This window comes from Halobacterium noricense (genome assembly GCF_021233435.1).
GTDB classification, from domain to species: domain Archaea; phylum Halobacteriota; class Halobacteria; order Halobacteriales; family Halobacteriaceae; genus Halobacterium; species Halobacterium noricense.
Map to the genome: position 1 here is coordinate 353752 of NZ_CP089469.1, position 14888 is coordinate 368639.

General features: G+C 57.8%; 7 protein-coding genes. All 7 read left to right on the forward strand.

Annotation, left to right across the window (positions count from 1 at the left end):
* Nucleotides 1–14 precede the first annotated feature (14 nt).
* The 7 genes from LT974_RS17390 to LT974_RS17420 all read left to right on the forward strand — a co-directional run bounded on the left by LT974_RS17390 (nucleotide 15) and on the right by LT974_RS17420 (nucleotide 14577).
* Nucleotides 15–3962, forward strand: coding sequence for a helicase-related protein (locus LT974_RS17390; RefSeq protein WP_232590530.1), 3948 nt, complete (start codon nucleotides 15–17; stop codon nucleotides 3960–3962).
* Nucleotides 3963–4018: 56 nt separating this feature from the next.
* On the forward strand, nucleotides 4019–4354 hold the full coding sequence (locus LT974_RS17395) for a hypothetical protein (protein ID WP_232590531.1): 336 nt from the start codon (nucleotides 4019–4021) through the stop codon (nucleotides 4352–4354).
* 137 nt (nucleotides 4355–4491) lie between these two features.
* Complete coding sequence (locus LT974_RS17400; protein ID WP_232590532.1) at nucleotides 4492–5760, forward strand: hypothetical protein; 1269 nt, start codon at nucleotides 4492–4494, stop codon at nucleotides 5758–5760.
* On the forward strand, nucleotides 5741–7180 hold the full coding sequence (locus LT974_RS17405; RefSeq protein WP_232590533.1) for a hypothetical protein: 1440 nt from the start codon (nucleotides 5741–5743) through the stop codon (nucleotides 7178–7180). The genes LT974_RS17400 and LT974_RS17405 overlap by 20 nt, the downstream gene beginning before the upstream one ends.
* A gap of 200 nt (nucleotides 7181–7380) precedes the next feature.
* Nucleotides 7381–7653 (forward strand): hypothetical protein, encoded by a 273-nt coding sequence (locus LT974_RS17410; protein WP_232590534.1) that lies wholly within the window; start codon nucleotides 7381–7383, stop codon nucleotides 7651–7653.
* A 239-nt stretch (nucleotides 7654–7892) separates the two neighbouring features.
* Entirely contained in the window at nucleotides 7893–10949 is a 3057-nt protein-coding gene (locus LT974_RS17415; protein WP_232590535.1) for a PD-(D/E)XK nuclease family protein, read from the forward strand.
* Nucleotides 10942–14577, forward strand: coding sequence for a UvrD-helicase domain-containing protein (locus LT974_RS17420; RefSeq protein ID WP_232590537.1), 3636 nt, complete (start codon nucleotides 10942–10944; stop codon nucleotides 14575–14577). Before LT974_RS17415 ends, LT974_RS17420 begins: the two co-directional genes overlap by 8 nt.
* Nucleotides 14578–14888 lie beyond the last annotated feature (311 nt).

The window sequence follows — 14888 nt, forward strand, 5'->3', positions numbered from 1 at the left end:
GAAACTCCTCTAGTATGACTAATCTACGTGACCGCGAGTGGCAGTCAATCTACGAGAGCAAACCCGAGCAGGGACGCGCCCATCTCGTCAAGGACTTCTACGAGCCCGCATTGGAACGCAGCCAGCAATACGACCGGATTGCGGGCTACTTCTCCAGTACGGCACTCGCGGCTGCTGCCAACGGCATTCACGCCCTCGTCGAGAACGATGGTGAAATGCGTCTCATCGTCGGCACCGAACTCTACGAGTCTGACCGTCCGGTTCTAGAGACGCTCACCGACCGCCTCGAGGAAAACCTCGAGGACCTCGATGACGAACGCCTGGATGCGAACCTCCGTATTCTCGCGCGTCTCCTCCGCGAGGGCCGGATCCACATCAAGGTCGCCTATCCACGCTCTCCCTCTCACGATTGGGAGATCTTCCATCCGAAAGTTGGACTCTTCCACGATAGCGACGGAAACACGATTTCGTTCGAGGGCAGCGTCAACGAGACGGTCGGCGGCTGGGCTCGCAACTATGAGCGGTTCAAAGTTCATCGGTCGTGGGTTCCTGAACAGGCGGACTACGTCGCCGGCGATGAGGAGACCTTCGAGCGATTGTGGAGTGATGAACACCCCTTCGTCGAAGTGTATGACCTCCCCGAGGCGATCGAAGAGGACATCATCGACTGGAAAGCCCCAGACACCGAGAACGATCTTCAGGAAGCGATTCAGATCGCGAACGGTACAGCTCCGCCGACGGAGCGCGACAAAGCGAACATCATACAGGATGGACCGCTCTCGCCGGGTGGGCTCGCACTGGCCGAGGAAGCGAGCACGATCACGCCGTGGCCACATCAACGAGTTGTCTCGGACACACTCGTCAATACATATCCACAGAGCTTCTTGCTGTGTGACGAGGTGGGGCTCGGGAAGACGATCGAGGCCGGTCTTACACTCTCCCGGCTTGGACTCACCGGGGAGCTTGAAACCGGGCTGTTGCTGGTTCCGGCGAGTCTGCAGCGGCAGTGGCAGGAAGAGCTCTGGGAGAAGTTCAACATCAACGCCGTCCGATTCGACCGGGATACAGCGGGCGATCACGTATTCCGGGACGTCCGCGGTCGCGACCACTATCCACCATCGGCAACGGACCTCGACCTCACTGGGGAGCACGAATGGGCGGACAGCCCCATCTGGCGGTTCCTCTACGAACAGCAGTCGACTGATGCCGATGCATCGTCGCCGCTGGATGGGCCGACTGTCGTCATTATGTCCTGGCACACGGCTCGTCTCGACGACCGGTGGGATCAGGTCGCTCCCTTAGACCGGGTATCCGACCGGTCTCGGAACGTCATTCCGGCAAGCTGTCGCGGACGCGACCACGATACGGAAGACCGGATGGGCGTGTGGGACGCCGTCATCGTCGACGAGGCGCACAACGCCCGGCGTGGCAGTAATTTCTACGCTCTTCTCGAACAGCTTCGCGATTATACGCACGCCTACTACCTCTTGACGGCTACCCCGATGCAATTGCACTCTGGCGAACTCTACGATTTGATGCAGTTGCTGGATCTTCCAGGTGGTTGGGATAACCGGGATACCTTCATGGAGTTCTTCGAAACCCGAGACGGGCTGTCGCAGGCCCTCAACGAGGTTCTCGACAACCCTAGTTCAGAGTCCGACGAAGCGGAGGCTTCCTGGGACACGCAAGCCACGCTCGATGGACTGGAACACCAAGACCGGCTCCCGACGGACCGACCATTCTCCTCAAAAGTCTTCCAGCACCTTGCAGACGAACTCGAGATCAATGAGGACAGACAGGACCGTGCCATTGCCAAAGAGCGTGTGCTGACCGCGTGCCGGCTCGCACGAGCCTATGGAGACGCCTACGACGGCTATCTGGACCATGTCGACGACGCGATGGCAGATTATGACATCGACCGCTTCGAGGCGAGCGAGGATACGAAACTCAAACGGCTCCTCTATCCTGAAGACGCCGACGAGTGGTTGATGGCGTCCCGCAGCGACCGACAGGACGCACTTGACGAACTTTCCCCGGGCGGTTGGCGAGTCATCTGCGATGTTCTCGCAGAGTCCACGCCCGTCGACGCCCTCATCCACCGGAATACACGGGATACACTCCGGAAGTACGAGGCGGTCGGTCTCCTTGATACGACCGTTCCGAACCGAAATCCCGAACAACGGAAAATCGAACTCACCGAGGAGACACGGGCGGTCTACGACCAGATCGACGAGTACACACGTGAGTTCTACAAGCGAGCCCAACAGACTGACGAAGCCCAAACACGCGCCATCGGGTTCGTGATGACCACGTACCGACAGCGACTCACGTCGAGTGTCTATGCGATCAGTCAGAGCCTGAAACACCGGCTTGAGACACTTCGGGCTCAACGAACCGTGCTTGCCGGACGGGAACGCGCTCGTGATCGGGACTATGGTGATGCGGAGCAGGTCGTCCTCGAAACGCTACAAAACGCGGACCTCGACGACGGGGACGTTTTGGATGAACTCGACGCTAGTAGCGACGACCTGGACCTCTCTGAACTCATCCCGAGCGTGACTGAAGAGGGGAAACAGCTTATCGAGGAAGAAATCGAGGCCCTGGAAGCGTTCGTCAACGACTTAGACTTGGTTGATACAGACCCGAAGATTCAGCAGCTGTACAACGACCTCGATGAGCTGGACCGGGCTGGTCACAACCGGGTGATTGTCTTCACGCAGTACGCGGACACAATGGACTTCATCCGGGACAGTCTCGCGGACCTTCTTGGAGCGACAATCGCGACGTACTCTGGTCGTGGCGGCGAGCTGTACGACCCCGATTCTGAAACGTGGGAGCACGTCGGGAAAGAGCGCGTGAAGCGTGAATTCTCACGTGATGATGGGCAGGTCGATATCCTCGTCTGTACCGACTCCGCGAGTGAGGGGCTAAACCTCCAGGAGTGTGGGGCGCTCATCAATTACGACCTGCCGTGGAATCCGATGCGAGTTGAACAGCGTATCGGTCGGATTGACCGCATCGGCCAACGATTCGACGAGATTCGCATTCTCAACTACAGCTACGAGGATACGGTTGAGACGGACATCTACGATCGCCTTGACGACCGGATTGGCCTCTTCGAAAACGTCGTCGGTGAGATGCAACCCATACTCTCCGGCGTCAGCCAACAGATTCGGGATGCGACCTTGAACGCCGACAGCGCTGACGACCAGTCTGCGGTCGAATCAGCTGACCGCGAGTTCTCTGAAGAACTCGAAGAACGCGATCAGGGCGACCGCGTCGATGTCGGAGAGTCACTCGAGGACGTCGACGACCTCGTCGCTCAGGACGTCGTCGACGAAGCAAAACTTGATGCGTGGCAGTCCTACAGTCACCCGGATCTCGTCGACGTCGGCGAGGAGGAGTACGAGTATCAACCTCCGTTCGAGACACCAAGCCTCCAGTCAGTATTGGTCGATAACGACGCTCTCGCCGACGCCGGTGTCGAATTTACCCCGGTTCACGAGATTGACTTCGAGTACGATGACGGGGACTTTGACTTTGCGGACAGTACATATCGCCTCTCAGTAGGTGACGCACCGATTGAGGTCACAGCCGGGGATGGGGAACAGACGATTGCACAGTCAATTGCGACTGCTGCTGATGAAGTGGCGGTGACGTTCTCAGCTGTGTGTGCTGACGAGTTCCCATCAGTGCAGCATCTTGCGCCAGGTCATCCACTCCTAGGACAGCTCCTCACAGTACTGCAGGATGTGAGTGAGGAGCCGTCGCGATTCCAACAGCGAATCGTGACCCGACCCGACCAAGACCAGGAGCCAGTAGTGTGTGCGTGGGGACGAGACGGCGTGTTCACCCGGATTGCAGGCGATGGAACAGTAACTGAAAACGGATCGATGGATTCCCTTCCGACGTGGTGTGATCAATTCCTCACCAACCGAGAGAAATCAACAAAGAAGTCATAATTGTAGACGGGATCGGTTGCCCCATCTATTATAAGCAAAGCCGAGAAGCATTCTGTATGACAGAAGATACAGTAGAGGTCACATTTTCCATCGATGAACAAGCCGTCGAATTCGCCAAGGAATTAGACGATGATGGTCTTATTGGACTAATTGACCTGTTTGAGGATCTAAAACTGCTCTTTGTCGAACTACGGGAGAATGGCCCTGTCGAAAGAGAAGACTTGGCTCAAAAGATGGGAGAACAAACGTCGCTTCACAGTGCTTCTTGGCCAGGCGTCTTTGATGCTCTTCATGATGCCGGTTGGATTGGTGTGGTTGAGGGCCAACAGACAGGCTTCGTTTTGAATACAGAATCTGGTGACAGCGACGATAGTGGCGTCACTATGCTTTAGTCGTCACATCGATATCGTTCCATTTCAATTGTTTCGACTGCTCCGACGGTCACAGTCAGTGACCCTCGATAAATTCGCCAGTGTACCGCTCAGGCAGATATATTTATGAAATACGAATGTCTTGTTAGGATTAATCCGTGTCAGTAGATCCCCTTGATCCTGATCCTGAACTGGTTTCAGAACTTGAACCTCGCCCGTTATGGTTTCTGGAACGACTCTATGAAGTGTTTGCTGACGAGTCGATCGACGCCAATCGATCGACATTGAGAGAAATCCTCGCAGATAGACACGCAGATCAGGTGGAACAGTTTCTCGAGGATTATGAGAGGTTGAGTGACCGAGATGTGAATCGACGATATGCCGAGGAGTACCTCAACAAATCACTCGGGATAAGCCGAGAGGAACTGGATGTCAACGGGCGATATGAACTCCTTCTGGTGCTCTATGAGACTGGGTATCGCGACAAGTTGCAGTCTATGATTATCCGCTCTGAACTCTTCGCTGTCAAGAACGAACGCGAGTTCTTACTCGATCAGGAACTCAATATTGAGGGTGTAGAAGAACGTGTGCGGGAATTTCTCCGAAAGGCCAACGTGGAGGAGCAGAATCTTGACCCAATCCGTATCTCCGTCGACGAAAATGAGTCATCCATAGCAATAGATATCCAACAAGAATACGGACGAAAGTATAGAAACGAGTTCGAGTTCAGACAGTCCCTCGGTAATCAAGACGCTCCAGTCAATCCATCTATTGGTGGCACATCGTTCTATCCGTTGCGAAACATCAGTATAGGTGTCGAGCCTGAGGATGGTAAAACCGTTATCACGTTCTCCAAATCGACGGATAACTGGGAAGATACACTCTCAGATTTGTTTTATGATGTTTTCGGAGTCGAAGATTTGTTTGACAAACTTGAGGAGAAGCGTGCTCCCGGTGTGGAAGAAATCCAGCAGGATACTATGGCCGCGGTAGAAGATGAGTCGACAGATACGGCCGACACAGTTCACGAAGCGGTGGAACAGCGGAAGGAGGCTGCGACTAAACAGATAGAAGAAATAGACGAGGCGGACGAGGCGAAAGAGGATCTCAAACAGCGGGCTGAGACATTCAGACTGGTCGGGTACTCCATTTCGAACGACCAAGCTACCAGCACCGATGAATTCACAATTATCGCAGATAACCTGAACGATGTATTCGGCACTATTGAGGGGATAGAACTCAGCTTTGAAGACTACCTGGAGAAGGCAGAAGAGGATAACATCCAATTGATCTTCAAGATTCAGAACGAACTGGTGCAACTGAATGCTGGTGACTGGGAGCCGCTTCGTGGCTCGCGAATCACGGCCGGGAACAAGGAAGCTCTTGAGATCCTTCTCAGTGATATGAATGACCCAGACGCTGATTGACCCACTCCACTCATTCATTGAATCCGGTCAACCAGTACGACGTGAAGAGGTCCCGGACCAACTGGAAGGCACTGACTACGTTAAGGAGCGACTGATTGAGCCGACTGAGTGTCCGACCTGTAATAATGGGATAATCATCGTTGACGAGAGTGAAGACACCTATGAAATTCGATGCCACTCGAACCATTTTCGAACGGTCGAGAAGTCCGATCGGATCCGATATCTCCCGTCATTTCACCGATTTTTACAGGACATCGCTGGCAAACTGAAAACCGATCTCATCACGACAGACGATAGTAATCTTCCGCGGTACGTCATCGGGGAGACTTCACGCGATCTCCTCGTTTACCTCGTGTACTCACCGCGTCACTACGAGGATACCGTCAAGGACATCTATGAAGATGCGATCGAGCGGGGAAACCCATCAATCCTCATCACGCCGAAAGATACTATCTCAGACATCGTGGAACTTCAGTTTCTTTTCTCCACGGGCCACCTTGTGCAAGCTGTTCCTTTCAAAAAGATGGATGAGAGCGGACTCCTTTCCGACTACGCCGACACCGCTCTACAAGTTGAACAGCTTGACGAGAACGTTATGAGGCGGCGCTTCGGGGAGGACGTGGAAGAACTGCGGAAAAAAGTCAAGGCAAATCCAAAATACATCCTCTCCATCCTCTCGAACATTAGAATGCTTCGGGAGAACGGGGAGATTGGTCGCGGGAGCGGTGAACTCCTGGAGAACACTGCTGAGGCTGTGTTTATGCATCTCTTTCCGACCCAGCCAGAACGTGGGGGAGAAGCTGATTCCGGCGCAAATTTGCCAGATAATGTGTTCTATCTCTGGGAGGAAGGGAGCTACGGGCATATTGACTATGAGCCGATTCTTGGTCTAGTCGACACTAAGTCTGGACAGGAGGCGAATTTTGGCCAGGAGAAAGTCCGTGGGAAGCACGATGACTATGTGGAGGGAGCTCGGAAAATATCATTCAAGCACGGTTCTGTGGGGCATATCTTCTTGGTCTTAGATATCGATGGCCAACAAGAGATCAAGTTCTACGACCGGATGCAGGACGATTACGAGGAAAATATGTACATGATCGTCCTGACGCTAGATGCTCTTATCACGATATTTTCCGCCTATCTCTCAAGCGTCGTGTCGAACGAGTTAAAACTCAATGCTGCCAGCTTCAATCGCGCTATCTATCCGCTCTTCCATCGAGATACGTATAATTCCGAGCCGTTCGTGCATCTTCGTCGTGTGTTCAGGGAAGTCGGCCAGCAGCCAGAGGAATATAGGATGAAACTCCTCGAGCGTCCAGGTCTGATGGTTATCAACCGGGACGTAGTCATCGAACATTTCAACACCCTCATCGAGGGTCCAACAGAGCTAGAGGAGATCTTGAACAGGTATTTTCAGTAGAGGTTCTTTGTGAGTGTCATCGGTAGTGATCTGCGAGAATTCTGGCCATTGTCCCCTCTGTTGATCGGTCTTCATTTCGGTAAACCATCGGTGTGAGAAGGCTCCATTCGAGTTTGGTAGATGGAGGTGATTTTGAAAGCCAAGTTCTGTTTTTCACCCGTTCGCGATGGCATAACCCTCCAAACCCAAAAATCTGATCTATGACAGAGAATCCAATTGACGTATTAGACGACCTGGCTGACCAGGTCGCCGAAGAATTCGAGGCGTACAGACAGCCGGACGAATTCAAAGACGTATCGCTTGTCATCGACAACAACGATCCAGACCAGCTAACACTGATCGTACACGTCGATAGAGAGGACGCCGATACGCTGGCCGATGAGATCGAGGACTTCCTGCAAGAACGGGGTGCTCGAACTCAGCGTGAACGACACTCGGATACAGATGTCCGGGTGCTAGCTACCGTCGGCTGACTTCTCAGTCCTCTCTGATTTATTTTGGCCGCTCTCGGTAAGCCACTCCTAAGCTGTCAGTCTCGCCAAGAGTGAAGTGAGACCGATATCTTGGTAGGGAGTGTTCGATGGATTCAACGCTTCTCACCGGCCCGAAACACGCCCGATTGGAACGACGGGCATTTCAGCTGGCGGATGACATTGCCACCGACTCGCTGGGGAGTATTCTCTACATAACGCGGAACGACGCTCGCCGGAGTATGGTCGAGGACAACTGGGCCGTTTCCCACGAACCTCTCCGTCTTCGTGCCGAGACGCTTGACGCGGTCGTTCGGGAGTGGTACGAGCATCTCCACGGTCCGATTCAACCCCTCGCCGGGCAGCTGAACCGCCGGCTGGCGGAGTACGCTCTGGACAAATCGACAGCCGAGACAGATGGCGCTCTCGCCGGCGAACCTGCCTCTGCCGCTCTCGCTGATTCGTTCAGTAGCCGCTTCTCGCTCTTCGACGACGCCGGCGTCGGTACCGCTGACGCGCTCGTAGCGGAGTTCGAGGGTTCAGCCCTCGATGACCGTATTGCGAAAGCCACTGTCGACGCGTACCGACACTACCGGAATCTCCACGCTGACTACGTCGACGAGTGGGTCTGTACCCGGGGAGAAATGTTCGACGCCGTCGCGACGGCGGAGCAGTCACTATCGGAGCTCTCCCCGGAACTGGATGTCGTCGTTCTCTCCGGGTATCACGAGTTCCGTCCCGTCGAACGCCGCCTCATCGAACGCCTCGCCGACGAACTTCCGATGATCGCACTGCTGCCACTCCACCAGGATGGCCGGAGCGGAGTCGACGCCGTTGCGGAGGACGCCTTGGATGTCTACGAAGCACTTGACTTTGAGGCAGTAGAACTCGAGCCCGTCGACGAGTCAGGGCGGGCCTTTGGAACGATCACCGAGTCGCTCTACCGCCCGGACCCCGGTACCGCCCCTGTTCCAGACGCACTCCGGTGGCGGGAACTCCCGACGCCCGAGCGCGAGATTCGATTCGTCGCTCGCGAGCTCCGAACTGAGTTGGCCAATGGTCGCGATCCCGACGACCTGGCTGTCGTCGTCCCGGGGACCGAGGCCTATTCGGGGTACGTCGAGGACACGTTCGATACGTTCGACATCCCGCACGTCACGACCGCCGCCTCACAGCTGAACCGGACGTTCACCGGGAGCGTTGTACACGACCTCCTGAACCTCGCCGAACCGGATCCGCGGGCCGAGGACCTCACATCGCTGCTTTCGAATCCACTGGTCGACGTCGTCGACACCGGCCAAGCCAACGCCGTCACGGCAGCTGCTCGCCGGCGTGACACGGTTTCTGTGTCACCCCTGCTCGATGACGTCGACGGCGAGGCGGCGGCGCTGATCGAGGAGCTGCTGGCCACGCTGGAGACGCTCCGGACAGGTGAGATCGTGGATGCGACCGAGACGCTCCGACCACTGTTGGACGAACGGTTCGACCTGGAGGGGGCGACGGAGGACTACGCCAGCGGCGCCGAGCAAGCCGTCGAACAGCGAGCCTACGACCTCGTAGACGAGGTCCTCTCCTCGTTCGAGTCGCTGGCGGCGGTCAATAGCGATCTCTCCCCGTTGGCACTGTTCACCCGTGCGTTCGATGGTGTTCCGATCCGGGTTCCGCAGCGCGCTGCTGGCGGTCACGTCGAAGTGATGGGGTTGCTCGACGCCCGGATGCGCTCGTTCGAGAAGGTGTTTCTCGTGGGACTGACGAGCGAGCACTTCCCGGTGACGCCGGAACGCCCGGCCTTCTTCGAGGAGATGACCGACGCCCATCCGCGATTCGACACCGGCGACGAACGACTCCGTGGCCGCTATCTCTTCGCGACGCTGCTCGCGAATGTCGACGAACTTACGATCACCACACCAGAGACGGGCGACGACGAGTCCGCCGTCGTCCGGTCGCCGGTCCTCGACGAACTCCAGCGCGTGACCGGCATCGAACCCGAAGACGGCGTCGACGACCGCGTGGGCTCTCGCGAAGATCTCCAGCGCCACGTCGCTGCAACGGCCGACCGGCGTGCGGCAGTAAGCCTCGCCGGCGACCGAGGTGACCTCTCACCCAAGCAGACCAAGCGCACGGATCGGGGACTCCACTGTGCGGACAACAGGGGAACGGCTGGCCTCTCCGAACACGACGGGGTGTTAGAACCTGGGACAGTCGATGAGGTATACCCTCTGTCGGAGCGGGAACCCTACAGCGCGAGTCGAATCGAGCGCTACGTCGAGTGTGGGTTCAAGTTCTACGCTGACGAAGTGCTCGGAATCGAGGATCCCGACGACGTTGAGGTCGTCCCTACGCCCCTCGAAACCGGATCGTACGTTCACGACGTTCTCGAACGATTTTTCGCGGATCTGCAGGACGAGACCGAGGATGGTTTCGATCTCACGGAGTTTAACTGGGACGACCTGGCGACGCACCTTCGCGAGATCGCCGTTGACGAACTCCGGGAGGCTGACTTCGAGTACGACGGCCTGTTCTACGAACGGTGGAAGGCGGAGCTGTTCGCGGGTCTGGGTGACGGCGTGAGCGCTCCGTACGAGGCTGGGAGCAAACCTCACGACGCACCGGAACAGGGGTTGTTCGCTACGTTCCTCGACAACGAGCTCTCGCGGGACGGCGCCGGCCGCCCACACCTGTTCGAAGCCCCATTCGGCGAGGGACTTCCCGACTCGGATGCTGGGCCGTTCACAGTTGAGCGACCGGACGGCTCGACTGTCTCGATTCGGGGTTACATCGACCGCGTTGACGTGAACCGGGATGGAGAACAACCGACGCTCACGCTCTACGACTACAAGACTGGTCGAGCACCGTATATGACGAAGACGACCGGCGGCACGAAGTTCCAACTCCCCATCTATCTGCTCGCTGCCGCCGAGGTCGTCGACGGTGACCTGTTCGAGCAGGGATCGCTTTCAGCGACGTACTATCAGGTTCGACCGCCAAACGACCTCAAGGTTCCACGCGGCGTCGAATCGAAGTTCGATTCAGAGGCCGAACTCCGCCGGTTCCTGAACGATGTCGTTCCGGAGTGGTTAGGCCAGATCGACGAGGCGATCGGCAACGGTCGGTTCCACACGACCCTCCTGTCCGCTCGGGGTGCGAACTGCCGATACTGTGACTACCGTCGGGCGTGCGATGTCCGCCATCACCGCAAGCGGCAGTTCGTCGACGAGGTCCACGAGGACGACGCCGCGTACGTTCCGCTCCGTGTTCGCGACGACGAGGACATCGAGGCGGTGATGAGTGATGACTGAGGATCCCGAGGAGATTCAGCTCACAGAGGAACAGGAGGACGCGCTCGTCCAAGGCCGGAACGTCGCGATCACTGCCGGCGCTGGGACGGGGAAAACGACAACGCTCACCGAGCGGTACGTGACGATACTGGCCGAGAACCCGTCACTCACGCCGGAGAACATTGTCACGATCACCTTCACGCGAAAGGCCGCTGCCGAACTGACCGAGCGCGTTCGGGAGGAGGTGTACGACCGGCTCGAGGCTGTCGACTCACCAAAGGCCTACCACCGCTGGCGAAACGTCCTCGACGACCTGGAGGATGGCTACGTCCACACCATTCACGCGTTCTGTACGCGGCTCTTGCGAGAACGGGCCGTCGAGGCTCCGGTCCCGCTCGGCTTCGACGTGCTTGACGAAGACGGCGCCGCGACACTCCAACGCGAAGTCGTGACGGAGTTCCTCGAACGTAACCAGGACGATGATGACGTCGCGCTCCTCGCGCAGCTCTGGGGTCATGACCAGCTGGTCGATGTACTCGCTGGATTACTCGATGAGCGCCCACAGAGCGAGGCGGTCCTCGAGGAGTGGCGTGATGCGGAGGTCAACGACTACGTCGATATCTGCTGGGAGGTCGTTTGTGATCTCGACGTCGCCGACGCCCGACAGACGCTGTATGCGGACGGACTCCTTGAGCAGCTACGCACGGTTGCGGGCCGTGTCGACCGCGAGGGCGCTATCGCCGACGAAGACGGTCTTCGAGTCTACCGGACCTTCACCGAAGTCGCGACCACACTCTCGGCCGACCCGGAGGAAAGCGATCCTCGCGACTGTCAACGGGCAATCCTCGACCTCTACGAGGCCTGTGAGAAGAAGAACGGTGGCCTGTACAGCAGTTCGGGGTACGTCGTCGGTGATCGGGACGATTGGGGTGAGTACGGTGACGTCTACGACGATCTGAAAGACGCCATCGACACGGTCATCGATGCCGTCGAACCGCACGCGGATGCGGTCGAGACGACACCCGGTGAGCTTGAAGCAAACAGCGCCCATTACGCGCTGGCTCTGATACGGGTCTTCGACGACGTCCTCGCAACCTACACCGACGAGAAGGAGCGCCGCGATACGCTCGACTTCCCCGACGTGATCGAGACAACGCTTGAGTTCCTGCGAGCGAACGATGCCGTCACGGAGCGGCTCCGAGAGCAGTTTGCGGCCGTGATGGTCGACGAGTTTCAGGACACGGACCCGCGTCAGTGGGAGTTGGTCAAGCTCCTCACGGGCGTTGACGAGCAGGCGGCGTCGAACGTCTTCCTGGTCGGCGACGAGAAACAGAGCATCTACGGATTCCGTGGGGCCGACGTGACGACGTTCGGGGATGCGCGCAGAGAACTCCAGACCGTCAACGAGGCTCGTGGGGTTGACGACGTTCCCGACAGCGATGCCGAGAGTCCGACCGCCCTCGAACTCTCCGGGAACTTCCGGACGCTGGATGAGCCGCTGTCGTTCCTGAACGAGCTCTTCGAGTACCTGTTCCAGCCGGAGGGTGACAGCCACGAGCCCCACGAAGCGCCACCGCAGGAGTTGACCACACAACGCGACCGTATCGAGGACATCGGGGGACTGTCCGGGAGTGTCGAGTATCTCGCTGTCCCCGACGACGCTGACACGGCGGCAGAGCTCTTCGGCGACGACCATCCGGTCGCCGAAGGTGCGCTGGACCACACCATCGAGGCCGAGGCGCAAGCGCTCGCTGCTCGACTGACCCACCTGTTCGATGATCCGCCGCAAGTCCAAGACCCCGATACGGGTGCTCATCGCGACGCTACGCCGGACGACACGGCAATCCTCCTCCGCCGGCGAACCCATTTGGATCGGTATCAGCGCGCTCTCGAGGAGTACGACATCCCCTACACTGTCGTCGGTGGCGTCGGGTTCTACGATACGCCTGAGGTCCAGGCGCTCACGAACCTGCTTCGAGTACTCGGTGATCCACAGGACGACGTCTCTCTCTACGGGGTGCTTCGGTCGCCGCTGTTCGGATTCGCGGATGATCGCCTCGCACCGGCTGTCGCAGAAGCTGATTCAGTATGGGATGGGCTCGCCGAGGCGGACGATCCACACCTCGCGGACGCGTTCGACCTCCTTACGACGTGGCGGACCCTCAGCGGCTGTGCGACGCCGTCCGAAGATGGCGTCCTCCCGTGGAACCGCCTGCTGTCCCGAGTGATCGATGACACGGGGTATCTGGCGAGTGTGAGTGCTGATGAACGCGGTCGACAGGCCGTCGCGAACGTCGAGAAGTTCCGCGACCAGGTCCGTACCTGGAGCGAGAACGGTGTTCACACAGCTGCCGGGTTGCTCCACCGGATCGACCGCCAAGCCGAGATCGACCCTCGTGAGGGGGAGGCAGATATTCCCGGTGACGCCGAGGGCGTCCGGATTATGACGATCCATTCTGCGAAGGGACTCGAGTTCCCGATCGTCACCGTCCCCGATCTCGGGAGTGACCTCAACTTCGGTCGCTCCGTCGACGACCATGGCTACGTTCGACTTGTGGACGGAACTGATGACGCGCCGCCGGTCCCGGCGGTCGGCGGGCCGAATCCGGGCGATGCGTTCTCCATCGAGAAGACGGCCGTCCACGAGTACGCCGACCGACGGTCGCGTCCACAGGAGCGGGCGGAGTCGAAACGCCTCCTCTACGTAGCGTGTACACGAATGCGGGATCACCTCCTTCTCTGCGGCACGCACGACATTGACGTCGACGAGTCCGATACAATCGAACTCGGCGAGCCTGCAGCCTTCGACGACGCAGACCGGTGGCGCGACTGGTTACAGCCAGCCCTCCTCGACGGAGCACTCGTCGCCGAGGCGGTTCGTGACGGACAGGCCCGTTGTGAGATAGATGGAGCCAGCTATACTGTTCGCAGGCCGCCGCGCCCAGTAGACTGGGACACCGACGACGATGCTGTTGATTCAGCGCCGGAGATATCGATCCCCTCACCGCCGTCGTTAGCGCCGGCGAAACGGATCGCGGCGACGACTCTCGTGAATGCGGTGGCGGATGCGTCTCCAGACGGTCACAGTTACTCTCAGCGTGAGGAGTCGGCCGGCCTGAGTCCAACGACGTTTGGGACGGTCGTCCACCGGATCAACGAACTTCGTCCACCGAGAGACGAGTGGACCACCCTGATCCGTCGTTTGAGTCAGATGGCTGGTGAGGAGCCGACAGAATCGGACCTCCGTGATGCTGTCAACCACGCTGCTGATGCAGTCGAATTTGTTGATCACATCGAGTCTGATACTCAGCCTCAGGAGGTTTACGACGAGTACTCTGTTGTCGCTCGAATCGATGAGTCGCGGATTGTCGGTGATATCGACCGGCTGCTCGTCACGCCAGACGCATTCCACATAATCGACTACAAGACCAACGAGCTCTCAGCTACGACATCGGATGAGCTCGCGGAACACTATCGACCGCAGATGCTCGCGTACGCTCTCGCTCTCCTCCAACATGACCGGAATCGTGACGTACGATCTTCACTCCGGTTTACTGACGAGGGGATAGAGGAGCGGTTCCATTGGGTGTCGGATCAGATGACGGAGATGGAATCTGAACTACGCTCAATGGTGGATTTGGTGGATTAAGCCTCTGTTTTCGCCAATTCACCCACCTTGCGATAGGTCAGGACAAGCTCTTGGTGGCAGCCTTCGAGAAACGAATAGAACGAACGAAACGAACTCAACGAGAGTATTTCGAGTAATGAATGAATTTACTGGAACGAGCCGAACCGACGCCGGAACTGAGAGCGCTCGGTGAACGTAACGAACAAAACGAGCAAAACGAACAATATGATGGAAATGAACGCATTCACTTCAACGAGTGGAACGAACAGTTGGTTTTAACATCGTAGTAATCCTCTCACCGAGTGAAACACCCTCACCGAACGCACCGAACT

Bases quoted from the DNA above. Each gene is read 5' to 3' on its own strand.
- LT974_RS17390 (WP_232590530.1), top strand. From the start codon at position 15: ATGACTAATCTACGTGACCGCGAGTGGCAGTCAATCTACGAGAGCAAA.
- LT974_RS17395 (WP_232590531.1), top strand. From the start codon at position 4,019: ATGACAGAAGATACAGTAGAGGTCACATTTTCCATCGATGAACAAGCC.
- LT974_RS17405 (WP_232590533.1), top strand. From the start codon at position 5,741: ATGACCCAGACGCTGATTGACCCACTCCACTCATTCATTGAATCCGGT.
- LT974_RS17410 (WP_232590534.1), top strand. From the start codon at position 7,381: ATGACAGAGAATCCAATTGACGTATTAGACGACCTGGCTGACCAGGTC.
- LT974_RS17415 (WP_232590535.1), top strand. From the start codon at position 7,893: ATGGTCGAGGACAACTGGGCCGTTTCCCACGAACCTCTCCGTCTTCGT.
- LT974_RS17420 (WP_232590537.1), top strand. From the start codon at position 10,942: ATGACTGAGGATCCCGAGGAGATTCAGCTCACAGAGGAACAGGAGGAC.